This is a genomic window from Lelliottia nimipressuralis (genome assembly GCF_041464075.1).
Taxonomy (GTDB): domain Bacteria; phylum Pseudomonadota; class Gammaproteobacteria; order Enterobacterales; family Enterobacteriaceae; genus Enterobacter; species Enterobacter nimipressuralis.
This window is the reverse complement of the sequence record NZ_CP167172.1, coordinates 2,300,524-2,326,667: the sequence shown is the minus strand read 5'-3', so window position 1 is coordinate 2,326,667 and position 26,144 is coordinate 2,300,524. Positions and strand designations below refer to the sequence as shown.

The following is a 26,144-nucleotide window of genomic DNA, read 5'->3' as shown; positions in this document are numbered from 1 at the left end:
ATCTTAACGCGACGTCTCTTCAATCAACGGAGCGTCGTGCTGCACATCATCCGCCAGTACCGGCGCGGTGCTGTGGATTTCATTTACACGCTTACGCACGCCAAACCAGCCAGCAACCAGCAGCACCGCCAGCAGCGGAATGGTGGCGATGGTGTAGGTACCGTTTGGATAGTCAAACGCCATCAGCACCAGCACGCTCAACAGGAACAGCAGGGTCAACCACGAGGTCACCGGTGCGCCCGGCATTTTGAAGCTCACATCCGCCGCTTTACCTTCCTTGATCGCTTTGCGCAGGCGCATCTGGCACACCACGATAAACGCCCAGGAGGCGATAATGCCGATTGCCGCCACGTTCAGTACGATCTCAAACACCTGAGACGGGACCAGATAGTTCAGGAACACGCCAAAGACATACACCACCAGCGTTGCCAGAATCCCCGCGTACGGCACCTGCTGTTTGCTCATTTTCGACATGAACTTAGGCGCAGAACCGCCCATCGACATGGAGCGCAGGATACGGCCCGTGGAGTACAAACCGGAGTTCAGGCTCGAAAGCGCGGCGGTCAGTACCACGATATTCATGATGCTGCCCACGTAAGGCACGCCGAGCTTGGAGAAGAAGGTCACGAACGGGCTTTGACCCGCCTGATAGGCATTCCACGGCAGTAACAGCACCAGCAGTACCACCGAGCCAACATAGAACAGACCGATACGCCAGATGACGCTGTTGATCGCTTTTGGCACCATGGTCTGCGGATCTTTACATTCACCCGCGGCGGTCCCGACCAGTTCGATAGAGGCGAAGGCAAACACGACGCCCTGAACCAGCACCAGCGCAGGCAGCAGGCCGTGCGGGAAGAAGCCGCCGTTATCCGTTATCAGATGGAAGCCGGTTGCGCCGCCGTCGAGCGGTTTACCGCTGCCGAGGAACACCGTACCGACCACCAGGAAGATCACAATCGCGAGGACTTTTACCAGCGCGAACCAGAACTCCATCTCGGCGAACCACTTCACGCCAATCATGTTCATGGTGCCGACAATCGCCAGCGCGCCAAGGGCAAAAACCCACTGCGGCACATCGCCAAACGCGCCCCAGTAGTGCATATACAGCGCGACCGCGGTGATATCCACGATCCCGGTCATCGCCCAGTTGACGAAGTACATCCAGCCCGCCACATAGGCTGCCTTTTCGCCGAGAAACTCACGGGCATAGGAGACAAAGCTGCCGCTGGAAGGGCGGTGCAATACCAGCTCGCCGAGCGCACGTAGAATAAAGAAGGAGAAAATACCGCACACCAGATAGACCAGTGCGAGAGCCGGGCCAGCCATTTGCAGGCGCGCGCCTGCACCGAGAAACAGCCCCGTACCGATAGCGCCACCGATGGCGATCATCTGTACCTGACGGTTGCCCATCGCCTTGTGATAGCCCTCTTCGTGAGAGTTCAACCAGCGACGTTTCGCAGCGTGATGATCGGCTGCGTTTTTATTGCTTGTTTTCATTGAGATACCTGTTTACCTGTCTGAATCATCTTAGGGATGCCCGTACATGGCTGTCAGCAGACCAAACGATTGCTTCTGTGCAGCCAGATGTCGCCTTTCCAGTCATTCTGCGTATGGATAAGGCAAAACATGGCGAAGCATCCTACCCGCAATCCATAAGCGACGCAAAATATAACCGGTCTGAAAGTGATACGGATCGAATGAAATGGTGTGGTCAGAGCAGACGGGGATCACAACATGCTGAATAGTGACCAGTTTGCAGAGAAAATGACCCGTTAACTGCTGCTTTAATCATCAGGTGTGCTTAATAGTTGCGCAATGGCATTGATGAACTGAATTCATAAGCACAAGCTTTTCTGCGCTGTAGTGCTCATGAACCAATCCCTCTACAGTAAAAGCGTTAGTCACGAAAACCCATGAGGAAAAAAGATGCAACAGCGACAACTCGGACAAAACGGTTTAACGGTTTCCGCACTGGGGCTGGGGTGTATGGGCTTAAGCTTCGGTTACGGCCCGGCGACGGACAAGGCGCAGGCCATTGCCCTCATCCGCGCAGCGGTAGATCGCGGCGTCACCTTTTTCGATACCGCCGAAGTTTATGGCCCGTATATCAACGAAGAGGTGGTCGGCGAAGCGCTGGCACCGGTGCGCGACAAAGTGGTGATTGCGACCAAATTTGGTTTTGACTGCGATCAGCCGGGCCAGGTACTTAACAGCCGCCCTGAACATATTCGCGCGGCGATTGAAGGATCGTTAAAACGTCTGAAAACTGAGGTGATTGACCTCTATTATCAGCACCGCGTCGACCCGGACGTGCCGGTGGAGGAGGTCGCGGGAACGATTGCCGATCTGATTGCCGAAGGTAAAGTGAAACACTTTGGCCTGTCAGAAGCGGGCGTCGACACCATTCGCCGCGCGCATGCGGTCTGCCCGGTCACCGCGCTGCAAAGCGAATATTCCCTGTGGTGGCGCGAGCCCGAGCAGGCGATTCTGCCGCTGCTGGAGGAGTTAAACATCGGTTTTATTCCGTTCAGCCCGCTGGGTAAAGGCTTCCTGACAGGGGCGATCAACGCCCAAACCACCTTCGACAGCAGCGATTTCCGCAACGTGGTGCCGCGCTTTAGCGAAGCCTCACGGCAGGCCAACCAGCAGCTGGTGGATCTGGTGCAGCGCCTGGCCGCCGAGCAGGAAGTCACAGCGGCGCAAATCGCGCTGGCGTGGTTACTGGCGAAAGCGCCGTGGATTGTGCCGATTCCAGGTACCACCAAACTGCATCGTCTGGAGGAGAACCTGGGAAGCGTGAACGTGACACTGTCACCTGATGCGCTCGCCCGTATTAATCAGGCGCTGGCGAGCATTGATGTGGTCGGCGATCGCTACCCGCAGCATTTGCAGGCGCGCGTCGGCAAGTAATTTAGGTCTTACGCAGGGCGTCGACCAGCAGTGAAAACGCGGTGGTGTGCTGGCGGCGGCTCGGGTAGTAAAGATGGTACCCGTCGAAATACGGGCACCATGCCTGCAGGGCCGGGATCAGTCGGCCCTTCGCAATGGCATCCTGCACCGTATCTTCCGGCACATACGCCAGCCCCAGACCTGCCTCGGCGGCATCAATCCGCTGCGGCAGGTTATTTAACGTCAACTGACCCTCCACCCGCACGCGTATCTCTCGCCCGTCTTTTTCAAATTCCCAGGCATACAGGCCACCGAGGGTAGGCAGGCGCATATTGATGCATGTATGGTTTGCCAGCTGCTCCGGCGTTTCGGGCATGCCGTGGCGCGCAAAATAGTCCGCCGATCCCACCACTGTCATCCGCATATCCGGCGCGATGCGCACCGCAATCATATCTTTGGCGATCTGTTCACCCAGGCGCACGCCCGCATCAAAACGACCATCAACGATATCCGTCAGACCGTTGTCGACGGTGACCTCAACGTGAATATCCGGGTATTGCAGCATAAAGGGTTTCAGCACCGGCCACAGCACTGCCGACATGGCGTGCTCACCGGCGGTAATGCGAATGTTCCCTGCGGGTTTGTCACGCATCTCGCTCAGGGCCGTCAGTTCCTGTTCGATCTCCAGCAGGTGTGGGCTTAAGCGCATAAAAAGCTGCTCGCCGGCTTCGGTCGGGGCCACGCTGCGGGTGGTGCGCGTGAGCAGGCGCATATCCAGACGCGCTTCAAGATTGCGCATTGCGTGGCTCAGTGCCGACTGCGACACGCCAAGCTGGGCAGCGGCGCGGGTAAAGCTCCGCTCGCGAGCGACTACCATAAACGACAGCAGATCGTTGAAATTGTCTTTCAGCACGGCGAGGCTCCCGATATATGAATTTGGCTCATGGTTCCTTTCAGATTATGCAGTCTAATGCTGCTCCCAGGTTTGCGCTACTGTTAACGCATCAGCAAAACAGGAGACAACATGAAAATTATCCGAAGTGGTTCGTTACCCTCAGCCCGTGGTCCGGAAGCGTGGTTTAGCGGAACTGTGCGCATTGATGCCCCGTTTCAGGCAACGGAACCTGCGTCCGTCGGCGGCGCGACGGTGACTTTCGAGCCGGGTGCGCGCACCGCCTGGCACACCCATCCGCTGGGACAGACTCTGATTGTGACGCAGGGGCGCGGCTGGTTACAGGAGTGGGGCAAAGACGCCGAGGCGCTGAACCAGGGCGATATCGCCTGGATACCGCCTGGTGTAAAACACTGGCACGGGGCCAGTTCACAGACTGCGATGACGCATATTGCCATCGCCGAATCCGTGAACGGCAGCCCGGTGGAGTGGCTGGAAAAAGTGAGCGACGAGGAGTATCAGGGGCGTTAACCGCCAAATACCGCAATCGCCTGTTGCAGCCGTGTGGTGCGCTCCGTCAGGTGATTAGCGGCGCGGGTGACGTTATCGACCATCCCCGTATTGTTATGGGTCATCACGCCGATACGGGAAATGGACTCGTTGATGAGCGTCAGGGCCAGCGTCTGTTCCTGCGTCGCATGGCCGATCTCTTTGATCAGCGACGTCACCTGTAACACATTGCCAATCATCGCCGTAAGGTGGGTTTCGGTCTGTTCGACCATTGCCACACCGGCGTTGACGCTGGCGACGTTCTTCTCGATCAGCGTTTTGATCTCTTTCGCCGCCGAGGCCGAGTGCTGCGCCAGGTTGCGCACTTCGGCGGCCACGACCGCAAAACCACGGCCCGCTTCACCCGCGCGCGCCGCTTCTACGGCGGCGTTGAGCGCCAGAATATTGGTCTGGAAGGCGATTCGGTCGATCACACCAATAATATCGACAATCTGGCTGTTATCCTTCGACACTGACTGCATCATGCCGATGGTCTGCTTCATGGCGGTTTCGCCGCTGTGAGCGCTGCTGCTGGTGCGGTCGGCCATATGGATTGCTTCCCCGGCGGTTTGCGCGGTTTGCTCTACGGCGCTGGCGATCTCCTCCACGGCGGCAGCGGTTTGCTGCAAATCATCAGCCGTCTCTTCAGAGCGCGCCTGTAACGCTGCACCTTCTTTCGCCACCTGCTGGCTGATGGTGCTGATCCCGGCAATTTGCGTTCCAACGTCATCGACCAGAGAATTTAAATTCAGCCCCGACTGGTTGACCAGGCGCATCATCATGCCCACGTCATCGACACGATCAAAATGAAAATAAGCGGGTTTTCGCCCGGAAACGACCTGTTGCATCTGGCGGACAATCTTTTTAAGAGGGCGGCAAACCTGCGCATTCAGATATAAACCCAGCACAATAAAGAGCGCCATCAGCCCGGCGATTTGCATCACACCTTTCGGTAATAAAAGGGATACCAGTAACGAAAGCAGGGCGGTGACGGCAATACCGTAATTGACTCTTTTTGCCGTGCTTATTTTTTTAAAGAGTGAAAGAAAAGAGAATAACCCGCGACGAACCAGTAAGCCTTTATAAAAACGATGGCGGGTAAGCTGGTTATTTCTGACCCGCTGATAGAGATGTTCAGCGGCGTCTATCTCATCGCGCGGGGGGATATTTCTTACGGAAATATAACCGGTCAGCGTTTCGTTTTGATACACCGGCGTGACGTTGGCACGCACCCAGTAGTGATCGCCGTTGTGGCGGCGGTTCTTGACCAGCCCTGTCCAGCTCTGACCCTGCTGGAGCGTAAACCACATATCCCCAAAGGCGTCAGGCGGCATATCCGGGTGGCGAATGACATTGTGCGGCTCGCCAATAAGATGTTCTTCTTTATAGCCGCTGGCTTCAATAAACGCAGAGTTGGCATAGGTAATATGGCTCTGCGTATTGGTGGTCGACATCAGCGTCGACCCTTCGTTAAGTAAATACTCGCTTTGTGTAACAGGAGTGTTATTTCTCATGAAAAACTCCATGGTGATGTCAAAAAAAAGAAAAGCCGCCCGAAAAATATTCAGGCAAGACAAAAGTTATTGTTGTGTTTATTACGGCCTGCGCATTCTTCCACAAAACAGGGTGAACAAGAAAGCACCTGAATTAACTATTTTTTATCTATTAAACATTGCTTATGTAATGAATTTGCAAAAAAAAAGAGTGCCGCCATTTTTAATGGCGAATGAAATTCTCTCCTTAAGTTAAATATAAAGTGGAATATGAATAAACCATAGAAATTGAACTCCCGAAATACCTTTTCATTAACATGGACAGAACGCGGCGGCTAATCTGTTCTGCACGATAGGCTTATGAAGAGAAGGGGGATGCATTTCTGATTTCCGGCAAACTAAATGTAAATTAATTGTTTCTCAGAGGTGAAATCCCCCTTTAATAATGGCGACATGTTAAGTCAAACGAGAACACAACATGTCCTGGCGAATCAGCATTCTGGATAAAAGCCCTGTGGCGGTGAACGAAACGGCCGCCGACGCGCTGGCGCGTACCCTGAGTCTGGCAAAACAGGCCGAAGCGCTGGGTTTTCACCGCTTCTGGATTGCCGAACATCACAATACCGCGCAGCTGGCCAGCCCCTCGCCTGAGCTGCTCATTGCCTGGATTCTGGGACAAACCAAACACATCCGCGTCGGCTCTGGCGGCGTGATGCTGCAACATTACAGCCCGTACAAAGTGGCGGAAAACTTCAACGTGCTGGCGTCGATTGCCCCTGGCCGCGTCGATTTGGGCGTCGGGAAAGCGCCCGGCGGTTTGCCGCTCTCCACGCGCGCCCTGCAACAGGGGCTGCATCAGGACGAAAAGGGGAGTTTTGCCGATCAGCTGACCCAGCTCGATCGCTGGCTTACCCCATCAACTGACGTGCAGGACGACAGCGTCAAAGCCACGCCATTGCCCTCTGCGCCTGCGGAGAAATTCCTGCTCGGCGCAAGCGTTGAAAGCGCACAACTGGCGGCGAAACTCGGCTGGAACTTTGTCTTTGCCGCCCATCTCAACGGGGATGTGAATCTCCTGCGCGACGTGCTGGAAACCTGGCGCACTCACAGCGCGCTTAACGCCATCGTCGCGGTCCAGGCGATCGTCGCTCCGACTCAGGCGCAGGCCGATGCGCTGGCGGAAAAAGTGGAAGTGTGGGGCGTTGAGCTGGCGAACGGCCAGCGGGTAACGGTCGCCAGTGAAGAGCAGGCCTATGCCTTTGCGCGACAGGCCGAAAGCGAACCGCTGCGCATTGCCCGTCGCGCCCAGTCGCTGATCAAAGGCACGCCGGAATCGGTGCTCAATGAACTGGAAAACCTGCACCAGACCTGGGGCATCGACGAATTTATTATTGATACGCCCGTGGCGGATGGACTCGCCCGCACGCAATCCCTGCGCTTACTGGCGCAGGCCAAATTTGCCGGGGAGGTGCTGGTATGAGCCTCGGACAACAGCTGATCGACTGGCGCCGTGAACTGCACCGCCATCCTGAACTGTCAGGGCAGGAAGTCGAAACCACCGCCCGTCTGCGCCAGTGGCTATCGGGTGCGGGAATCACTGTGCTGCCATACGATCTCCAGACCGGGATCGTCGCCGAAATTGGTCAGGGCCAGAAACAGATTGCCCTGCGCGCAGACATCGACGCGCTGCCGATTGAGGAGCGCAGCGGTGTAGACTTTAGCTCGCAGAATCCGGGCGTAATGCACGCCTGCGGTCACGATATTCACACCAGCGTGATTCTGGGCGCAGCGTTGCAACTCAAAGCCCGCGAAGCCACGCTGCCGGGGCGGGTGCGCATTCTGTTCCAGCCCGCCGAAGAGAATTTTGGCGGTGCGAAAAGCCTGGTCCGCGCCGGTGCGCTTCAGGATGTCAGCGCGATTTTCGGTATGCACAACGAACCCGGTTTGCCGGTAGGGGCCTTCGCCACGCGCGGCGGGCCGTTTTACGCCAACGTCGACCGCTTTGTGATCCGCGTGACCGGTAAAGGGGCGCACGCCGCCCGTCCGCACGAAGGCTCCGACGCCATTCTGCTCGCCAGCCAGCTCGTCACCGCCCTGCAAAGTGTCGCCAGCCGTAACGTCAATACGCTGGATTCCGTGGTGCTGAGCGTGACGCGCATCGAAGGCGGCAACACCTGGAACGTACTGCCGGAGAGCGTGGAGCTGGAAGGGACGCTGCGCACCCATCGCATTGAAGTGCAGCAGAACGTCAAAGCCCGTGTCGGCGAAATTGCCGCCGGTTTTGCCAGCGCCTTTAACGCGCAGATTGATATCACCTGGTACGCCGGGCCGACCGCGCTGGTGAACGATGAACGCTGGGCCGATTTCGCCACCTCCGTGGCGCGCGAAACGGGTTACGAAACGCAGCACGCAGAGCTGCACATGGGCGGTGAAGATTTTGCCGTCTATTTGCAGCACATTCCCGGCGCGTTCGTCAGCATTGGCAGCAACAGTCCTTTCGGTTTGCACCATCCGGGTTTTAATCCGGACGAAGCCTTAATCGAACCCGCCGCGCACTATTTCTCGCAGCTTGCAGAAAAAGCATTACATCAAATTTAACCAGAAAGGGGTGACTATGTCTGCAACACGACAATTGCGTCTTGGGACCATATTGCATGGCGCATCGGGAAATATGTCCGCCTGGCGTCATCCGGCAGCCGTGGCTGATGCCAGCATTAATTTTAATTTCGTCAAAGAGACGGCGTTAAAAGCGGAAGAGGGGAAACTCGATTTTTTATTCGTCGCCGATGGACTTTATATTAATGAAAAGTCGATCCCGCATTTTCTGAATCGCTTTGAGCCGTTAACTGTTTTATCCGCCCTGGCGAGCATAACTTCGCGACTGGGGCTGGTCGGAACGCTGTCGACCTCTTACAGCGAGCCGTTTTCCGTCGCGCGGCAGTTTGCCAGCCTCGACCATCTGAGCAACGGGCGTGCGGGCTGGAACGTGGTGACCTCGCCGCTGGAAGGCTCAGCGAAAAACTTCTCCCGCGAAAAACACCCCGAGCACGCTCTGCGCTATCGCATCGCCGATGAGTATCTCGACGTCGTGAAAGGGCTGTGGGACTCCTGGGAAGAGGACGCCTTTGTGCGCAATAAAGTGAGCGGGCAATTCTTTAATCCGCAGAAATTACATACGCTGGATCACCACGGTGATTTCTTCCAGGTCGCCGGGCCGCTGAATATTGGCCGCACACCGCAGGGCCGCCCGATTGTGTTTCAGGCGGGGGCCTCGGAAGACGGCAAAAAACTGGCGGCGAAACATGCCGACGCCATATTTACGCATCACGAAACCTTAGACGAAGCCAAAGCCTTTTATCGTGACGTGAAATCTCAGCTGGAATTAAACGGCCGCCGTGCTGATGAACTGCATATTTTCCAGGGCGTGAGTGTGATTGTCGGAAAAGATGCCGCAGACGTGGAAGAACAGTATCAAACCACCGCCGCGCTGGTATCGATAAACGACGCGCTGAATTACCTCGGACGCTATTTCGAGCATCACGATTTTAGCCAGTATCCCCTCGACGAACCTTTCCCGGATATCGGCGAGTTAGGGCAAAACAGTTTCCGCAGTACCACCGATGAGATCAAACGTAACGCCCGCGAGCGGAACCTGACGCTGCGCCAGGTGGCGCTGGAAGCGGCATCCCCGCGCCCGCGTTTTTCAGGCACCGCGGAAGAGGTGGCCGATGGCCTGCAGCAGTGGTTCGACGCCTACGCTGCAGACGGTTTCATCATTCAGGGCGGTACGCCAGACACCTTCCCGCGCTTTGTCGATCAGGTGGTGCCGCTCCTGCAGGCTCGCGGACTGTTCCGCACCGACTATCCGGGCACCACGCTTCGCGAAAGCCTGGGGTTAGACCAGCCAAAAAATCAGTTCACACAACAATAAGAGAAGACACGCTATGCAGAAAACCTCGCTCGTTCTGGCGCTCGCGCTGGCCTTTACCCCTGCCGTCTGGGCAGAAAATGTGAACATTAACGGCACCGGTGTGAGCATCGAGGCCAATAAAACGCCGGTGAATACCGTCAAAAACGGCGATGCCGTGGCGCAACTACCGAAGGATTATCGCTTTGCGGTGCCGGGGAAATTCACCGTCGCCGTGGCGGGGCTGAACCAGCCGCCGCTTACCGTGTTCTCCGATGACAACAAAACCCTGCTGGGCAGCGAAGTGGACGTTGCGCGTCTGGTGGCCGACAGCCTCGGGCTGGAGCTGAACGTGGTGCCGACCTCCTGGGAGGACTGGCCGCTCGGCGTGGCATCCGGAAAATATGACGCGGCGATCAGCAACATCACGGTGACCAAAGAGCGCAAAGAGAAGTTCGATTTTGCTACCTATCGAAAAGACTCCCTCGGTTTCTACGTCAAATCGACCAGCCCGATTAAATCCCTTGAGAAGGCTGAAGACATCGCCGGGCTGCGCATTATTGTCGGCTCCGGTACCAATCAGGAAGCGATCCTGCTGGCGTGGAACGCGGAAAACCTCAAAAAAGGGCTGAAGCCGTTTACCCCGGTCTACACCAAAGACGACGCGGCACAAACGCTGGCGTTGCAGTCCGGGCGGGCTGATGCGTTCTTCGGGCCGAATGTGATTGGCGCGTGGAAAGCGGCCCTGACCGGCAAAACCAAACTGGTGGGCAGCGTGGATGGCGGCTGGCCGAAAGCGGCGCACATCGCCGTGACGCTGAAAAAAGGCTCCGGGCTGGTTGAACCGGTGCAAACGGCGCTCAACGGTGTGATTAAAAACGGGGATTACGACAAGGTGCTCAACCGCTGGGGCGAAGGTGTCGAGCGTATTCCGAACTCAGAAGTGAACCCGGCCGGGCTGGGCGACTAAGGAGGTCACATGAGCGATCTTTTTCGCGACGTTTCGCCGGAAGATGCCGATCTTCAGCCCATCATTGACGGGCTGTTCGGAGAGTACGCCGCCCGTTACGGCGACTACTTTTCCAAAGACGCGGAAATCGAACTGACCGAGTGGTATCTGCCGCCGCAGGGGCTGTTTATCGTGCTTGAGCGCGACGGCCAGATCATCGCCACCGGTGCGTACAAACCCTTTGACGCGCACACCGCCGAGATCAAACGCATCTGGACAAACAAAACGCTGCGCCAGCAGGGGCTGGCCGCGCGCGTGGTGCAGGAGCTGGAGCGCAGGGCGGTGCTGGCGGGTTATAGCGGTATCTATCTCACTACTGGTTTTCGTCAGCCGGAGGCGGTGAGGCTCTATCTGAGCCAGGGCTACGCGCCGCAATTCGATCTCGATCGCGATCCGGAAGAGTACAGCCAGCCCCCCTTTGACGGGCGTCTGCGCTTCACCAAAACGCTGGTTCGCGAAGCGTTCAGTAAATCCGCATGAGGAACGACGATGAACAACAACGTTGAAACCATCAAAGTGGTCCCGGCGCGCTATCCCTGGCGCACCGTCGGAGCGATTGCCGCGCTGTTTGTGCTGGCGGTCGTCGTTCAGTCGGTGGCCTTTAATCCGCGCTGGGAGTGGGGCGTATTTGCACGCTGGTTCTTCGATCCGGTGATTCTGGAAGGGGTGGGGCAAACGCTGCTGCTGACCTTAATCGGCACGGCGTTGAGCGTGGTGCTGGGCGGCATGTTAGCGCTGGCGCGGCTCTCTTCGTCGTGGCTGTTAAGCACCCTGGCGTTTGGCTACATCTGGCTGTTCCGCTCGCTGCCGCTGATTGTGGTGCTGATCATTCTCTACAACTTCTCGTATCTGTACGACACGCTCTCCCTCGGCGTGCCTTTTACTCAGATAACCTGGGGCAAATTTGAGACCATCAACGTGCTGGGACAGTTTTCAACCGCCGTGGTTGGCCTGACGCTGGTGCAGAGCGCTTACACCGCCGAAATCATTCGCGGCGGCTTTTTAGGCGTCGATCATGGTCAGTACGAAGCGGCTGCCGCGCTGGGCCTGCCGGCCTGGCGTCGCACGGTGCGCATTATATTGCCTCAGGCGCTGCGCACTATTTTGCCGTCCGGGTTTAATGAGATTATCAGCCTCGCCAAAGGTACCGCCATGGTGTACGTCCTGGCCATGCCGGAGCTGTTCTACACCATTCAGATGATCTACAACCGCACGCAGGAGGTGATCCCGCTGCTGATGGTTGGCGCGGCCTGGTATCTGGTGATCACCACCGTGCTGTCGGTCATTCAGCATGTAGTGGAGCGCGGTCTTGCCCGCAGCGAACGTCGCTCGGCGGTAAATCAGTCTCGCGCCAGTCAGCGCACCCGTTCCGTTACCCCATCACAGGAGCCTATCCATGCCAGCCTCTCCTGAAGGACATATTTCGATTACCGGCGTCAGTAAATTCTTTGGTCGCCATAAGGCGCTGGATAACGTGTCGCTGGAGATCCCGCCCGGTTCGGTGACGGTGATCCTCGGCCCGTCCGGCTCGGGTAAATCGACGCTGCTGCGCACCATTAACCACCTGGAGCGCGTCGATGAAGGCTTTATCCAGATCGACGGGGATTACATCGGCTATCGCCGTCAGGGCGACAAACTCTATGAGCTGAAAGAGAAAGAGATCCTCAAGCAGCGCGTCAACGTCGGCTACGTGTTCCAGAACTTTAACCTGTTCCCGCATCTCACGGTGCTGGAAAACCTGATTGAAGCGCCGATTGCGCATAAGCAGTTGAGCCGTAAAGCGGCGGTAGAGCGGGCATACGGCCTGCTGGATGTGGTCGGTCTACGTGAAAAAGCCGACGCCTGGTCGCGTCATCTTTCCGGCGGCCAGCAGCAGCGCATCGCCATTGCCCGTGCGCTGGCCCTGCGCCCGCGGGTGATGCTGTTTGATGAGCCGACGTCAGCTCTTGACCCGGAACTGGTGGGCGAAGTGCTGGACGTGATCAAAAAACTGGCCCGATCCGGCACTACGCTGGTGGTGGTGACGCATGAGATCGGTTTTGCCCGCGAAGTGGCGGATCAGGTGGTGTTCATGGTCGATGGTAAAATTGTCGAGCAGGGCAGTAGCGACGAGGTATTAAACCGTCCGTCCCACGCCCGAACGCGTCAGTTCCTGTCGAAAGTGCTGTAAGGAGAGGGTATGAAATACGGATTGCTGGCACTGCTGGGCGTCGTTTCAGTGGGCCAGGCCAGCATTGATTTAAAGGCTAACGAACAGCCGCTGCCGGTGACGGTGGATCAGGCAGCGATCGCGAAGATCCCGCAGGGTTATAAATTTGTTGAGCCGGGTACGCTGACGGTCGCCATCTCTGCCCTTAATTCGCCGCCGCTGGCGCTGCTCGCCAGCGATAACCGCACCCGCATTGGCAGCGATCCGGATATCGCCCGGCTGCTGGCGGGGAGTCTCGGGTTAAAACTGAAACTGGTACCGACCGCCTGGGAAGACTGGCCGCTTGGGATCAGCTCCGGGCGTTACGACGTGGCGCTGGTGAACATTGCGGTGACCGAGCAGCGTAAAGAGAAGTTTGATTTTGCCACCTATCGCGTCGATTCACTGGCGTTTTCGGTGAAATCCACCAGCGACGTGCAGACAATTAAAAATGCCGAAGATCTGGCGGGTAAAAAGGTGATTGTCGGCTCGGGCACTAACCAGGAGCGCATTCTTCTCGGCTGGAACGAGGAGAACAAAAAGGCCGGGCGCGAGGCGGCGCTGCCGGTCTATCTGACGGATGACGCTTCCGGCAATTTGTATATTCAGTCCGGGCGCGCGGATGTGTTTTTCGGCCCGCAGTCGGTTTCCGCCTATAAAGCGGCGCTGACGGGCAAAACTAGGGTAGTGGGGCTTGGGCCGAAAAAAGCCTATGTTGCGACCACCACCAAAAAGGGCAACGAACTGGTGTATGCCCTGCAGGCCGCGCTCGATGGGGCGATTCAGCGTGGGGAGTATCAGCACGTGCTGGCGCGCTGGGGTGAGCAGGGGGAAGGCGTCGCGCGCTCCGAAGTCAATCCGCCGGGCATCACCTACTGATGTTCTACACTTAGAATTTGTTCTGAGTGGGGGCAGTATGATTAACGTGTATGGCGTACCCGGCTGGGGATCGGCAATCAGCGAAGTGATGCTGACCCTGGCAGATATTCCCTATCGTTTTATCAACGTCGAAGGGTTTGATTCGCCAGGCCCGCAGCGCGCTCTGCTGGAGAAACTCAATCCTTTGTGCCAGGTGCCGACGCTGGAGCTGGAAAATGGCGCAGTGATGAGTGAAACGGCCGCCATCGGCCTGATGATTCTGGACCGTTGCCCGGAACTCGCCCCACCCGTGGGCCATCCCGACCGGGCGCAGTTTCAGCGCCTGCTGATCTGGCTGGTGGCCAATGTCTATCCTACGTTTACCTACGCCGATTACCCTGAACGCTGGGCGCCGGACGCACCGGAACAGCTGCGTGAAAATTGTATCGCCTGGCGTAAGTCGCTCTACCTGTGGCTGGATAATCATCTTAAAGCCGCGCCCTATGCGCTCGGCGAGCAGCTCACTCTGATTGACGTCTATGTTGCGGTGATGCGCACCTGGGGCCCGCGCCACGCGTGGTTTGCCGCCAATACGCCGCGTATCACCGCCATTGCCGATGCTGTCTGTCAGAGGCCAGAACTGCACAAGGTGTTAAAGGCGAACGAAATTATCTGATAAGTTGAAACGCTCACAACAACAGGAGCCTGCAATGCCACACGTTGATATCAAATGTTTTCCCCGCGATCTGAACGATGAACAAAAAACCGCCCTGGCGGCGGATATCGCGGAGGTGATTATTCGTCATTTTAACAGTAAAGACAGTTCAGTCTCTGTTGCCCTGAATCAGGTGCAGCAGGAAGACTGGAAAGCGCAGGTCTGGGATACGGAAATCGGACCGAAGCTGGATGAACTCATCAAAAAGCCTGGATATTCGATGTAAGATTTAGGCCGGGTGGCGTCTGCGCTTACCCGGCATCAAACGCTAGCCCATCACCCGCAACAACGTATCCAGCAGCCCCGGAAAGCGGGCATCCAGATCTTCTCTTCGAAGCGAAATCATATTCTCGCGCCCCTGCGGGCGCTGCCAGATCACGCCGCTATCGCGCAGCACGCGCCAGTGGTGGGTCATGGTCGATTTGGCAATGTCTTCCGGGCGCAGGGCGTTGCAGCTCAGTTCACTGCCATCGGCGAGCAGGCGGAGGATCTCCAGTCGCAGCGGGTTACCGAGGGCTAACAGCACATTTTCCAGCGTGATTTGTTCAGGTTCGGGGTGGTTGGCGATCATAGACTTCCTGGGTTAGCGGGAAGGTGAGCTATCTTAATGATAGGCCCATCCTTAAAAAAATAGTTCGTATATACTCGTACAATAGGACTATTATAGCAGACGAACACACAGACGACCATTCCGGTCGTTCTACTCAAGTCAAACTGACTAAGGATTTATCATGCCCCGACCCATCCCTCTTGAGCGTTATCGCAACATCGGTATCTCCGCGCATATCGATGCCGGTAAAACGACCACCACCGAGCGCATTCTGTTTTACACCGGAATGAGCCACAAACTGGGTGAAGTTCACGATGGCGCGGCAACAACTGACTGGATGGCGCAGGAGCAAGAGCGCGGGATCACCATTACGTCCGCGGCGGTGAGCTGCTTCTGGCCCGGTATGGATCGTAATTTTGAACCGCACCGGATCAACATTATCGACACCCCAGGGCACGTGGATTTCACCATTGAAGTGGAACGATCCATGCGCGTGCTCGACGGTGCGGTGATGGTTTATGACTCCGTCGGTGGCGTCCAGCCGCAGTCGGAAACCGTCTGGCGGCAGGCGAATAAATACCACGTCCCGCGTCTGGCGTTCGTCAACAAAATGGACCGGCCGGGAGCCGATTTCTTCCGCGTAGTGCAGATGATGATTGATCGTCTGAAGGCCAATCCGGTGCCGATTGTCATCCCTGTTGGCGCTGAAGAGCACTTCAGCGGGGTGGTCGATCTCATCAAAATGCGCGCCATTTTGTGGGACGACGCCACCCAGGGCATGACCTTCAGCTATGCGCCGGTCCCGGACGATTTGCTGAGCACCGCCAAAATCTGGCGAGAAAAAATGGTCTCGGCCGCCGCGGAAGCCAGCGATGCGCTGATGGATAAATACCTGGAAACGGGCGATCTGGATGAAGCGGAAATCATCGACGGGCTGCGCATACGCACGGTTAAAGGTGAAATCCAGCCGATGCTGTGCGGCAGTGCCTTTAAAAACAAAGGGGTACAGCGCATGCTCGACGCGGTGATCGAACTGATGCCGTCGCCCCTCGACGTGCCGGCTATTGATGGCGTGGATGATAAAGGGCAACCGGCGGAGCGTCACCCGAGCGACGACGAACCCTTCTCAGCGCTGGCGTTCAAACTGATGACCGACCCGTACGTCGGCCAGCTGACCTTTATCCGCGTCTATTCCGGCGTGCTGAGAAAAGGCGATGCGGTATATAACCCGGTGAAAGGGAAGAAAGAGCGTATCGGGCGTATTGTGCAGATGCATGCCAACGACCGTCATGAGGTCGATGAACTGCGCGCTGGTGATATCGCCGCCTGCGTGGGGCTGAAAGATGTCACGACGGGCGATACTCTGAGCGATCCGGATCACCTGATCACCCTGGAGCGTATGGAGTTCCCGGACCCGGTGATTTCTCTGGCGATTGAGCCGAAAACCAAGGCCGATCAGGAGAAAATGGGGATCGCGCTGCAGCGCCTGGCGGCTGAAGATCCGTCGTTCCGCCTGCACACGGACGAAGAATCCGGCCAGACGATTATCTCCGGGATGGGCGAGTTACACCTGGAAATTATCGTCGACCGCATGAAACGCGAGTTTGGCGTCGAAGCGAACATTGGCCGTCCACAGGTCACCTACCGCGAAACCTTGCGTAAAGCGGTGAAAGAGATCGAGGGCAAATTTGTCCGTCAGTCCGGCGGTAAAGGGCAGTACGGCCACGTTGTGCTAAGCCTTGAACCGCTTGAGCCAGGCAGCGGCTTTAAATTTGAAGACGCCACCAAAGGCGGCGTGGTGCCGCGAGAGTACATTCCGTCCGTGGAAAAAGGCTTGCGTGAAGCCATGAACAGCGGCGTGCTGGCGGGTTATCCGGTGGTAGACGTGAAAGCGACCCTGACTTTTGGTTCGTATCATGACGTCGACTCCTCGGAAATGGCCTTCCGCATGGCGGCGATCTTCGGCTTTAAAGAGGGCGCGCGCAAAGCGGCCCCGGCGATTCTGGAGCCGGTGATGCACGTGGAGGTGGAAACGCCGGAAGAGTACGCCGGGAACATCATGGGCGATCTCTCTTCTCGTCGCGGGATGGTGCAGGGCATGGAAGAGCGGTTCGGCAGCCAGATTATTCGCGCTGACGTTCCGCTGGCCGAGATGTTTGGTTACGCGACCACCCTGCGATCGATGTCGCAAGGGCGTGCAACCTACAGCATGGAGTTCCACCATTACGCCGAAGCGCCGCGCAACGTGGCCGATGACATTATTGCCAGTCGCGCGAAAGGCTAGCGCAGCCCGTTAAGCAGGAAAAATGCCCGGTGAACCGGGCCGACAAAATCAGCGCCGGAATTTATTCCGGCGCTTTTACGATCTTCCCGCTCGTCACAAAAGTTCCCGCCCCCAGGTGATGCAGCGTATTCAGTTTCTCCTCATCAAACTGCCAGCGTCCGGCGACAAACGCGCGCGAATCCGCTGCCGCAGCCACCACTTCGCCAAACAGCGTATCGTATTTTTCCGCCGCTGAGGTCGCAGGGAGTAAGCGACACTCCATCCACGCCAGACACCGCTCTTCTATCACCGGCAGGCCCAGCACCGGGCCGCTGACTGCCGGAATACCGTAGGCGTTAAATTTATCCTCATCGCGACCGCTGACGCTGCCCACGGCGTAGGTCCAGTTTGCGGCGGCGACGCCCGGAATGACGATACCAAACATGCCGCTGCGCTCGATCAGTTCGCGCGACCACGCGCTTTTATCCACCACAATCGCAATGCGCGGTGGTTCGAATTCGACGGGCATCGACCAGGCCGCAGCCATCACGTTGCGTCTGTCGATTTGCTCATCGCGGCTGGTGATAAGCACCGTCGGGCCGTGATTGAGAAGGCGGCTCGCATGTTTTAATTCAACGGGACGGAAATGGTTCACAGGAACTCCTCATACAGGGGCAATACGGCATTAAACGGCTGAAACGCAGGTGAAATCAAGATGCAACATGCGTGTCATGCGTTCGTCATACAGGCTCCCTACAGTGGCGAACACGAAATCCCAAAGAGGATAACAAGATGTACAGCACTATCACGCTCAACGGCGTGTCGTACGCGTTTGGTGCGAACACCGTGTTAAATCAACTCGATCTGCATATTGATGCGGGTAGCGTCGTCGCGCTGCTCGGCCCGTCTGGCTGTGGGAAAAGCACACTGCTGCGACTGCTCGCCGGGCTTGCACAGCCCGCACAGGGCGAAATCTTCTTTGGTGACCGACGGGTGGCGAAAGCAGGCTGGTCGCTGCCGCCGGAGGCCCGTGACATCGGCATGGTCTTCCAGGATTACGCCCTCTGGCCACACATGACGGTGGCCCAAAACGTGGCCTTCCCCCTGAAAATGCGCCACATCCCGCGCCGTGACATCGGCACGCGCGTGGCGCAGGCGCTGTCACGGGTTGGCTTAAGCGATTTTGCCGACCGCAAACCGGCGGGGTTATCCGGCGGCCAGCAGCAGCGGGTGGCGCTCGCCAGGGCGATCGTCGCCGAGCCGCGCGTGCTGTTGTTCGACGAACCGCTCTCCAATCTCGACAGCGAACTGCGCGAATCACTGTGTCATGAGATGGCAACGCTTTTGCGCCAGCTCGGGACGACGGCCATCTATGTTACCCACGACCGCCGGGAGGCTGAACTTCTGGCCGATCGCATCGTGCATTTATCTGCAGGCAGCGTCGCTGCCGATCGTTTGATTTCATCCTCAGGGGAGTTCGCATGAAAAGGTCATTTGCCGTTACTAAAGGAGTTTTTCTCGCCATGGCGCTATCTTCCGTCATGATGTCCAGCGCCCACGCGCTGACCGTCTACACCGCAGGGCCAGGATCGCTGGCCAAGAATCTGGCAACCGGGTTTGAAAAGAAAACCGGGGTGAAAGTGGATATTTTCCAGGCGACCACCGGCAAAGTCATGGCGCGTCTGGAGGCCGAACAGGCCAACCCGCAGGCGGATATTTTGATCTCCGCCTCATGGGATACGGCGGAAGATCTGCACCAGCGCGGCTGGCTGTTACCGTACCAGAGCGCGAACGCGCAGCACGTTCCGGTTACTCTGAAATCCACGGATTATGTCGCCCAGGGCGTGTCGGCGCTTGGCATCGTCTGGAACACCAAAAGCGGCACCCCGGAGCCAAAAGAGTGGCAAGATCTGACCACCGATGCGTTCAAAGATAAAGTCACCACGCCCGATCCGGCGCTGTCAGGCGCATCGCTCGATCTGTTGATCGGGCTGCAAAATGGCATGGGCGACAACGCCTGGACGCTGTTTGATAAGCTGAAAAAGAACGGCATGGTGGTCAGCGGCCCGAACGCGCAGGCGGTGACGCCGGTGATGCAGGGAGCGAAAGCGGCGGTATTTGGCGCGGTTGACTATGTCTCTTACGGCAATATCAATCAGGGCGAATCGCTTAAAGTCATTTTCCCGTCCAGCGGCACGGTGATCGCGCCGCGTCCGATGATGATCCTGAAATCCACCGCCCATGCCGACGACGCCAAAGCGTTCGTCGATTATGTATTGTCGCCGGAAGGCCAGACGATGGTGGCCGATGCCTGGCTGATGCCTGCGCGCGACGATGTTCAGGCTAAACGTCCGCTGCTCAACGAGCTGAAAATACTGCCGACCAAAAGCGAGGGTAGCAGCGAGCGCAGCGATATTCTCAAGCGCTTCAACACGCTTTTCTCCCTGTAATTCATTCGACGGGGGCAACCCCGTCTTCAGGATTGTCTCGTGAATCAACGATTTTTATCCGTGATGACGCTGGCGCTGCTGGTGATTCTGGTGGCGTTTCCGCTCGCGTTTATTCTCCTTCAGGCGGTATTTCCTCAGTTCAGTGCCGGATCGTTTTCCGGCGCGTTTGGCGGGGTAAAGGCGCTGTTAGCTGAGCCGCAGCTCCCCGGCATGCTCGGTGGCACGCTGCAGATTGCGCTCGGCGTGGCGCTGGTGAGCGCGCTGATCGGCTTTCCCCTCGGTGTGGCGCGCGGGCTGTTTAATCTGCCGCTGCCGCGCCTGTGGGATCTGCTGTTTCTGATCCCGTTTTTAACGCCGCCCTATATCGCGGCGCTGTCCTGGATGCTGGTGCTTCAGACCAACGGCTATTTGCAGCAACTCACCGGGATTTCCCTGAACGATCTGCTGTTCAGTAAAACCGGGATTGTGCTGGTGATGGCGCTGAATATTTTCCCGGTGGTTTACTTCGCCGTTTCGCGCAGTCTGCTCGCCAGCGGGCAGCGTCTGGCGCGGGTCGCCCGCGTTCATGGCGCCAGCGCGGGCAGGGCGTTCTGGCACATCACTCTGCCGATGCTTTCCCCGTCCCTGGCAGCCGGAATGCTGCTGGCCTTTACCCTGGCGATTGAGGAGTTTGGCGTTCCGGCGGCGCTGGGAACGCGCGCGGGGGTAGTGATGCTGACCACCGACATCGAGAAAAAACTGGCCGACTGGCCAATCGATCTTTCGGGGGCGTCGATGCTGTCGGTGGTATTAGTCGCCATCGCCCTGTGCGCCTGGGGAGTGCAGAAAAAGCTGACCGGTCAGCATGATGTCACCAGTATCACCGGTAAACCGACGGAAAATATGGGCGCGGAGGCGGGGCGCTGGACGCTGCCGATGGTGGCATTCATGACGCTGGTAGGGATAATTGCGGTGATGTTGCCCGGCGCATCGATGGTGTTGTCGGGGGTTTTGGGCACGTTATCGGGCGGCGTGACGCTCTCTAACGTGACGTTGTCACACTATGCCGCGCTGTTTAGCCAGCAGGGTGACGCCCTGGCGGCGCTGGGAACCAGCCTCTCCCTGGCGTTCGGCGCGGCCTGCATCACCGGGCTGCTTGGCTTGCTGGCGTCGTGGCTGGTGGTGGTGCAGAAGATCACCGGGCGCGGCCTGATCGATGCGCTCTCTCTGATGCCTGCGGCGCTGCCCGGTGTGGTGGTCGGTGTCGGGTTGATCCTATTGTGGAACCAGCCGTTCTGGGTGATTTCGCCCTACAACAGCTGGGCGATCCTGTTGCTCTCCTACTGCTGTTTACTTCTGCCGTGGCCGGTGCGCTATGTCGGGAGCGCGCTGCGCCAGCTGGGCGGCAATCTTGAATCTGCCGCGCGCGTGCATGGTGCGTCGGCGTTTCAGGCGCTGCGCTTTATCGTGCTGCCGCTGGTCTCCCCGGCGCTGCTGGCGGCGATGCTGATGGTCTTCGCCATTGCCTCGCGGGAGCTGGTAACGTCGCTACTGCTTGCACCAGCCGGTACGCAAACCGTCTCGGTGTTTATCTGGCGTCAGTTTGAACAGGGCTCCGTGGGGCAAGGGATGGCGATGGCGACACTGACGCTAGTGACCGGGCTGGTGCTGATGCTCACGGCGCTTCGCATCATGCAGCGCGGCGCGGCCCGATAAAAAGCACTTTTGCACCAGTGGGCAGGCAAAAATAGTTTATAAACAGGGAATATCTCTACAAGGAACTTCACTATGTCCCCATTTCTGAGCGCCTATTTTGCCCGTATCGGCTGGCAGCAGCCGGTTTCCGTGGATATCGACACCCTGCGGGCGCTGCATTTGAGTCACAACTGCGCGATCCCGTTTGAAAATATTGACGTGGTCATGCCGCGCGAAATTCAGCTCGACGATCAGAGCGTGGCAGACAAACTGGTTTCGGCGCGGCGCGGCGGGTACTGCTTTGAGCAGAACGGGCTGTTAGAGCGCGTGCTGCGCGAAGTCGGTTTTGAGGTGCGCAGCGTGCTGGGCCGCGTGGTGCTGGCGAATCCGCCACAGATGCCGCCGCGCACGCACCGTCTGCTACTGGTTGAACTCAACGGCGAGCGCTGGATTGCGGACGTCGGATTCGGCGGACAGACGCTGACGGCGCCGATTCGCCTGATTGCCGCAGAAGAGCAGGCCACGCCACACGGCGTCTATCGCCTGATGAACGAGAACAACGACTGGGTGTTGCAGTTCCGTCACCACGAGCACTGGCAGTCGATGTACCATTTTGACCTTGCGACGCAGTATTTCACCGATTACGTCATGGGCAATTTCTGGTCTGCTCACTGGCCACAGTCGCACTTCCGCCACCACCTGCTGATGTGCCGACACCTGCCTGACGGCGGTAAATTGACACTGACCAATTACCACTTTACCCACTGGCAGGGTGCCCGCGTGGCGGAGCAGATTAACCTGCCGGACGCCAAAGCGCTGTATACGCTGATGCAGGAGCGATTTGGGATGGGCGTGGATGATCCGAAACACGGTTTTTCACTGACCGAACTGACGGCAGTGATGGCCGGGTTTGATACCCATCCCGATGCGGGGAAATAGACTGAAAAGGGGCGAAAGCCCCTTTTTTTAATTGACGCCAAACACTATGCCATTATCCAGGTAATATTTTCGTGCAGTCTATAATCCATATTTATTTTTAAATGACTTTAGTGTGTTGGATTAAAAATAAAATAAAGGTATGTCTTTTATGCCATTGCGATGCAAATAAAGCATCACCGGTGCAATTTACACTGCCGCAGAATTAAAATAATATCCCCACTCAATGCAAGGGCGTGAATTTAAAGGCGACGTATCAGCCTATAGCACCATACATCCGCTGCTATAATTTAACGCTTATCCGTTGCTTTGCTGAGGATTCAGATGCGTCATCTGCCGAAAATTAATCAGCTTAAAAATCTTCGTGCGGTTATTCAGCACGGGAGCATACGTTCGGCAGCGGAGGCGAATCATCAGACACAATCTGCGATGACCCGCAGCATACAGGAGCTGGAAAAAAACCTGGGTGTGGTACTGCTGGACAGAACCGCGCGCGGCGCTTTGCTTACCGAGGCTGGCCGCATTTTTGAACCGCGAATGAACCTCGTGCTCAACGAGCTGGAACGCGCCGTTGATGAGCTTCGCCAGCAGGAGAGTGCGGCCCAGGGCGTGGTGATGTTTGGTTGCTCACATCTGCCAGCCTTCGGGATCATGCCGGGTATCATTGAGCGATTTCAGACCCGTTATCCGCAGGCGACATTAACGGTGATCGAAGGGCAGCTGTCGGAGCTGTTGGCGTCGCTGCGTCTGGGGCGAATGGACTTTTTTCTCGGTATCGTCACCCCCGATATTGCCCTACAGGAGTTCAGCGAAGAGCTGCTGGGTAGGGCGAAATTTTGTGTTTTTGCGCACAAGGATCATTCCTTATCACAGGCGCGGTCGCTTGCAGAACTGCGCAATGCGAAATGGTATCTCCCCATTGCCAGCGCCGGTTTTTTTAGCGCCATTGAGAGCGTGGTTTTTCCTGATGGCAAAGGCCCTGAAGCCTCTGTTCTATATGGAGATTCCACCACCATTGCCGAACAGCTTATTTTGGGCGAGGGCTATCTTTCCGTGGGCCCGCAGGCCATGCTGGCGCTTCCGTGGCTGAAAGATAAGTTATGTCGGATAAATGTCGAGGAGATCCTGCCCGAAGGGAAATACAGTTTGATCTACCGCCAACAACAAACGCTCACACCCGTTGCAAAATTACTGATGAATGATATCCGTCACGCATTTATAAAATATTTCCCTGGTTAGCTATAATTACTTCTCCTGCTGGCGTTTTACACCAGCACACTAAAGGTCAGATTATGTTTATTTATTTTTCCCGTCCGCGGTGGGTTAATGCTGCTTCGCGCATGCCGACTATTATCTCTTTTTCGATAAACCTGCTTCTCCTGCTTATTATTATTCCGATATCGGTTTCTGTTCAGGCGATTGATAATATTACCGAAGGGCAAATTATTACTGTTCCTGGTGATGCAGGTTCACCGGCGACGGCGCTTAATTTTCATATTAACGGAACGTTAAATATAGGCGTGAGCGGGGGCGAAACGGGCATCGTACAAAGTTATAGCGGCTTTGTGGCGTCAACTGCGGATTCGGAAGGTCACGTGGTGGTGACGGGCGACGGTTCTCACTGGGATAACACCAGTTTCCTCTACGTTGGGCATACGGGTAACGGAACCTTGCTCATTCGTGATGGCGGTTTGGTAACGAATCTCTCCACCGGTTTTATCGGTTTTAATGCTTTGTCATCGGGCACGGTCGAAGTCACCGGGCCGGGCTCCACCTGGAATACCGCCAATAGCCTGGGGATTGGCCGCGACGGGGCGGGTACCTTGATCGTCGCTGATGGGGGCGTCGTCAATTCCCGCACGATCACGCTTGGGCAAAACGCGGGGTCAAGCGGGGTGCTGATTATCGGAGGTGAGACTTCGCGCGCGCCGGGCACCGTTGTCGGGGATCGGATTACTGCCGGAGAGGGTTCCGGTAGCATTATTCTTAATCATAATGCCACGGACTTCGTATTCGACAGCACCCTGAATGATGGGCTGGATAATGCTGAAGGCGCGGGAACCGGGTTGGTCGGAAATATCTCGATTGACGCTGTTAACGGCAGAACGCTGTTTAACCGCGATCACGGTGATTTTACCGGGCTGCTACAGGCTCAGGAAAATGGCGTGATAAGCGTCAACGGCGATATGTCCGGTGCGACCGTGTCCCTGCTGTCGGGCGGCACGCTGGAGGGTATCGGGCGTGTCGGGAGTACCACCAATGCAGGAACGATTTCGCCGGGCAACTCCATCGGCACCCTGACCATTGACGGGGACTATCACGGCGACGGTGGCAGAGTGCTGATGGAAAGTGTCCTCGGAGGCGATGATTCCCCCGCAGACCGGCTGCTTATTACCGGCAGCGCGTCGGGCAATACCACGGTTGAGATCGTGAATCTCGGTGGCGAAGGGGGATTCACGGAAAACGGTATTCCCCTGATTTTTGCCGCGCAGCAATCGGACGGCGAGGCATTTACGCTTCACGGTGATTTCACCACCACCGACGGCGAACAGGCGGTGGTGCATGGCGCGTATGCCTACACGTTTCGCACGCTGGAGTATGGGCAGGGCCGCTGGTGGTATTTGACCTCGGATCTCGCCGATCCGCAGTCACCGGTCGCGCCGGTGCCTGAAGTGCCCAATCCCGAAACCCCTGTGCCCAACCCGGTCACGCCGGGATTACCGGTGTTCCCTGTCATCCCTGAAACGCCGGATGAAAATGTGCCGCAGCGTTACCATCCCGGGGCGGCCCTCTATGAACAGTATCCGCAGATCCTCGCGGAACTGAATCGCGTTCCTACCCTGCAACAGCGCGTGGGGGATCGCTACTGGGTGGACGGCGTTGCGCCGCAAACAGAAAGTGCGCCTGGCTCCTGGGCGCGTATTGAAGGTACGCGTACGAACAGTGAGCCGGTCACATCCACGACCGACGCTCAGCGCACAACCACGCTCTGGAAACTACAGACCGGGCTGGATGTGCCAGTCCATGAAAACGCGCACGGGTTGCTGACGGGTGGCGTGAACTTTAGCTATGGCAAGGCGGATGCGGATATTCGTGCTTACTCTGGCAAAGGCAGTATCAACACTACCGGTTACGGCCCTGGGCTGACGCTGACCTGGTACGGCAATAATGGTTTTTATGTCGACGGGCAGCTGCAAATGATGTTTTTCGACAGCGATCTGGATTCCGATACGGTCGGCAAACCCCTGACATCGTCCAATAAAGGGAACGGCTATGCAGGCTCCGTCGAAACGGGCTGGCGTCTCGATTCCGACACCGGGTTTGCGGTTACGCCGCAGGCACAGCTGATCTGGTCGCGCGTGGATTTCGACAGTTTTGAAGACAGGTTCGACAGCAAGGTGTCACTCAGCGAGGGGAACAGTCTGCTTGCGCGTCTGGGTGTCAGCGGCGATCGTCGTGACGAATGGCAGGCGCAGGACAAAACCCGGACACGCTCGTTGCTGCAAGTTACGCTTGATGTGTATCAGGAGCTGGGCGATGGCCGCTCTGTGGATGTCGCCCAGGTCAACTTCGCATCGCGCGATGCACGAACGCAAATTGCGACGGGCGTTGGCGGGACGCTGGCGTGGAATGACGGGCGCTATGAGGTGTACGGCAACCTGGGCGTTCAGGCAAGTCCGCATAATCCATCCGATAACTACGGGGCCGGCGGGAATATCGGGGTGCGCGTCAAATGGTAACGTCCCCGCCTGGAGTGACGGGGAGGGT

The 26,144-nt window shown here is 57.3% G+C and carries 23 protein-coding genes and 1 pseudogene; 19 read left to right on the top strand and 5 right to left on the bottom strand.

All coding sequences use genetic code 11. The features are described 5' to 3' along the window. Positions 1-3: 3 nt before the first annotated feature. Positions 4-1,500, bottom strand: coding sequence for an L-asparagine permease (ansP, locus tag ACB496_RS10895; RefSeq protein WP_100780049.1), 1,497 nt, complete (start codon positions 1,498-1,500; stop codon positions 4-6). A gap of 429 nt (positions 1,501-1,929) precedes the next feature. Between ansP and ACB496_RS10890 the strand changes: the two genes are divergently transcribed. Further along, on the top strand, positions 1,930-2,913 hold the full coding sequence (locus ACB496_RS10890) for an aldo/keto reductase (RefSeq protein ID WP_371975192.1): 984 nt from the start codon (positions 1,930-1,932) through the stop codon (positions 2,911-2,913). Position 2,914: 1 nt separating this feature from the next. On the opposite strand, the gene ACB496_RS10885 is transcribed toward ACB496_RS10890, so the two are convergent. Next, complete coding sequence (locus ACB496_RS10885) at positions 2,915-3,805, bottom strand: LysR family transcriptional regulator (protein ID WP_371975191.1); 891 nt, start codon at positions 3,803-3,805, stop codon at positions 2,915-2,917. Between the two features lie 111 nt (positions 3,806-3,916). On the opposite strand from ACB496_RS10885, the gene ACB496_RS10880 reads away from it, so the two are divergent. Next, positions 3,917-4,315 carry a cupin domain-containing protein gene (locus ACB496_RS10880; RefSeq protein ID WP_100780052.1) on the top strand — a complete coding sequence of 133 codons (399 nt, stop codon included), beginning with the start codon at positions 3,917-3,919 and terminating at the stop codon, positions 4,313-4,315. On the opposite strand, the gene ACB496_RS10875 is transcribed toward ACB496_RS10880, so the two are convergent. Beyond that, entirely contained in the window at positions 4,312-5,847 is a 1,536-nt protein-coding gene (locus tag ACB496_RS10875; protein WP_371975190.1) for a methyl-accepting chemotaxis protein, read from the bottom strand. The genes ACB496_RS10880 and ACB496_RS10875 overlap by 4 nt on opposite strands. Here ACB496_RS10875 and ACB496_RS10870 point away from each other — a divergent pair. The 10 genes and pseudogenes from ACB496_RS10870 to pptA all read left to right on the top strand — a co-directional run bounded on the left by ACB496_RS10870 (position 5,846) and on the right by pptA (position 14,729). After that, entirely contained in the window at positions 5,846-6,082 is a 237-nt protein-coding gene (locus ACB496_RS10870; protein ID WP_371975189.1) for a hypothetical protein, read from the top strand. The genes ACB496_RS10875 and ACB496_RS10870 overlap by 2 nt on opposite strands. A 222-nt stretch (positions 6,083-6,304) precedes the next feature. Next, the gene (locus ACB496_RS10865) at positions 6,305-7,306 is read left to right on the top strand and encodes an LLM class flavin-dependent oxidoreductase (protein ID WP_371975188.1); all 1,002 of its coding nucleotides are present in this window, start codon (positions 6,305-6,307) and stop codon (positions 7,304-7,306) included. Beyond that, entirely contained in the window at positions 7,303-8,424 is a 1,122-nt protein-coding gene (locus ACB496_RS10860) for a M20 peptidase aminoacylase family protein (protein WP_371975187.1), read from the top strand. The genes ACB496_RS10865 and ACB496_RS10860 overlap by 4 nt, the downstream gene beginning before the upstream one ends. A 16-nt stretch (positions 8,425-8,440) precedes the next feature. Next, positions 8,441-10,703, top strand: a pseudogene (locus tag ACB496_RS10855) (NtaA/DmoA family FMN-dependent monooxygenase). A gap of 9 nt (positions 10,704-10,712) precedes the next feature. After that, on the top strand, positions 10,713-11,222 hold the full coding sequence (locus tag ACB496_RS10850; RefSeq protein WP_102103781.1) for a GNAT family N-acetyltransferase: 510 nt from the start codon (positions 10,713-10,715) through the stop codon (positions 11,220-11,222). A gap of 9 nt (positions 11,223-11,231) precedes the next feature. After that, positions 11,232-12,155, top strand: a complete 924-nt coding sequence (locus tag ACB496_RS10845) for an amino acid ABC transporter permease (protein ID WP_100780059.1) — start codon at positions 11,232-11,234, stop codon at positions 12,153-12,155. After that, positions 12,139-12,912, top strand: coding sequence for an amino acid ABC transporter ATP-binding protein (locus ACB496_RS10840; RefSeq protein ID WP_100780060.1), 774 nt, complete (start codon positions 12,139-12,141; stop codon positions 12,910-12,912). Before ACB496_RS10845 ends, ACB496_RS10840 begins: the two co-directional genes overlap by 17 nt. A gap of 9 nt (positions 12,913-12,921) precedes the next feature. Then, complete coding sequence (locus tag ACB496_RS10835) at positions 12,922-13,809, top strand: transporter substrate-binding domain-containing protein (protein ID WP_371975186.1); 888 nt, start codon at positions 12,922-12,924, stop codon at positions 13,807-13,809. 37 nt (positions 13,810-13,846) lie between these two features. Continuing rightward, the gene (locus ACB496_RS10830; RefSeq protein ID WP_123427822.1) at positions 13,847-14,464 is read left to right on the top strand and encodes a glutathione S-transferase family protein; all 618 of its coding nucleotides are present in this window, start codon (positions 13,847-13,849) and stop codon (positions 14,462-14,464) included. 34 nt (positions 14,465-14,498) lie between these two features. Then, on the top strand, positions 14,499-14,729 hold the full coding sequence (pptA, locus tag ACB496_RS10825) for a tautomerase PptA (RefSeq protein WP_012017474.1): 231 nt from the start codon (positions 14,499-14,501) through the stop codon (positions 14,727-14,729). Between the two features lie 42 nt (positions 14,730-14,771). Here the strand turns inward: pptA and ACB496_RS10820 are convergent, their stop codons facing one another. Beyond that, positions 14,772-15,074: a helix-turn-helix transcriptional regulator gene (locus ACB496_RS10820; RefSeq protein WP_100780063.1), complete on the bottom strand. Its 303-nt coding sequence runs from the start codon at positions 15,072-15,074 to the stop codon at positions 14,772-14,774. A 160-nt stretch (positions 15,075-15,234) separates the two neighbouring features. Here ACB496_RS10820 and fusA point away from each other — a divergent pair, with 160 nt between their 5' ends. Further along, positions 15,235-17,337, top strand: a complete 2,103-nt coding sequence (fusA, locus tag ACB496_RS10815; protein WP_371975185.1) for an elongation factor G — start codon at positions 15,235-15,237, stop codon at positions 17,335-17,337. Positions 17,338-17,398: 61 nt separating this feature from the next. On the opposite strand, the gene ACB496_RS10810 is transcribed toward fusA, so the two are convergent. Continuing rightward, positions 17,399-17,971 carry a flavin reductase family protein gene (locus tag ACB496_RS10810; RefSeq protein WP_231276481.1) on the bottom strand — a complete coding sequence of 191 codons (573 nt, stop codon included), beginning with the start codon at positions 17,969-17,971 and terminating at the stop codon, positions 17,399-17,401. A 137-nt stretch (positions 17,972-18,108) separates the two neighbouring features. Here ACB496_RS10810 and ACB496_RS10805 point away from each other — a divergent pair, with 137 nt between their 5' ends. The 6 genes from ACB496_RS10805 to ACB496_RS10780 all read left to right on the top strand — a co-directional run bounded on the left by ACB496_RS10805 (position 18,109) and on the right by ACB496_RS10780 (position 26,116). Next, positions 18,109-18,801 (top strand): ABC transporter ATP-binding protein, encoded by a 693-nt coding sequence (locus ACB496_RS10805; RefSeq protein WP_248858525.1) that lies wholly within the window; start codon positions 18,109-18,111, stop codon positions 18,799-18,801. Then, entirely contained in the window at positions 18,798-19,766 is a 969-nt protein-coding gene (locus tag ACB496_RS10800; RefSeq protein WP_371975184.1) for an ABC transporter substrate-binding protein, read from the top strand. The genes ACB496_RS10805 and ACB496_RS10800 overlap by 4 nt, the downstream gene beginning before the upstream one ends. Positions 19,767-19,805: 39 nt before the next feature. Next, positions 19,806-21,461 (top strand): ABC transporter permease, encoded by a 1,656-nt coding sequence (locus ACB496_RS10795; RefSeq protein ID WP_371975183.1) that lies wholly within the window; start codon positions 19,806-19,808, stop codon positions 21,459-21,461. A gap of 72 nt (positions 21,462-21,533) precedes the next feature. Next, complete coding sequence (gene nhoA, locus ACB496_RS10790; protein ID WP_371975182.1) at positions 21,534-22,379, top strand: N-hydroxyarylamine O-acetyltransferase; 846 nt, start codon at positions 21,534-21,536, stop codon at positions 22,377-22,379. A 321-nt stretch (positions 22,380-22,700) separates the two neighbouring features. Further along, positions 22,701-23,615, top strand: coding sequence for a LysR substrate-binding domain-containing protein (locus ACB496_RS10785; protein WP_371975181.1), 915 nt, complete (start codon positions 22,701-22,703; stop codon positions 23,613-23,615). Between the two features lie 101 nt (positions 23,616-23,716). Then, entirely contained in the window at positions 23,717-26,116 is a 2,400-nt protein-coding gene (locus ACB496_RS10780; RefSeq protein WP_371975180.1) for an autotransporter outer membrane beta-barrel domain-containing protein, read from the top strand. Positions 26,117-26,144: the final 28 nt, after the last annotated feature.